Source organism: Bacillus sp. P4_D3 (assembly GCF_056401855.1).
In genome coordinates this window covers 1-613 of the sequence record NZ_JBFUIN010001249.1, presented here as the reverse complement: position 1 = coordinate 613, position 613 = coordinate 1, and the positions used below count along the sequence as shown (strand labels likewise).

The 613-nt window shown below is 38.0% G+C and carries 1 protein-coding gene and 1 pseudogene; both read right to left on the bottom strand.

Annotation, left to right across the window (positions count from 1 at the left end; all coding sequences use genetic code 11):
- The coding region (locus AC1DTM_RS30615; RefSeq protein WP_477001720.1) for a DUF3600 domain-containing protein at positions 1-505 on the bottom strand (505 nt) is incomplete at its 3' end.
- A pseudogene (locus AC1DTM_RS30610) lies at positions 502-613 on the bottom strand (sigma-70 family RNA polymerase sigma factor); the annotation flags it as partial. The pseudogene AC1DTM_RS30610 and the gene AC1DTM_RS30615, both read right to left, overlap by 4 nt.

The window sequence follows — 613 nt, the reverse complement described above, 5'->3', positions numbered from 1 at the left end:
CTTCTTTACTAGATTTATGGCCGTTTAATTTATCAAAATACGGCTGAAGCTCCATTTCTACCTTTTTTAATCCCTCTTTTTTAGCTGGCGATAATTGATCATAATCAATATTACCATTCGAATCCCCGTACTCAAGCTTTGCATTCGTTAATTTCTTTAGTTCTTTTGTAAACTCTTCATATTCTTTTGCACCCATTTCATCTTTCGCTTGAGATAACTTTGCATTAAAACGCATGTATCCTTCTAATGTTATAGCTCCGGCATGCTTCTTTAAATTTTCAAACGACCCGTATATACCATCCGCCATAATAGATTGATAAGCAAAACCAGTCGTCGGGATTAAAAGTGCTGCTGCAAGCACTCCGGCGATAAGACGTTTCTTCCTTTTACTCCCTCCGCGCTTCATTTTTATTTGCACGATTACTTTTTCTTTTAACTCCGGCGGGGCAATAACCCCCTTCGCTTCTTCTTGTATAGATTCTCTAACTCTACAATCTAAACTCATTTCACATTCCCTACCTCTCCTAAAAAGATTTCTTCTACTTGCTCTTTTTGACGTAGTTTCTTTAGTGCTGCATGAATTCTGGACTTCACGGTACCGATTGGAGTATGT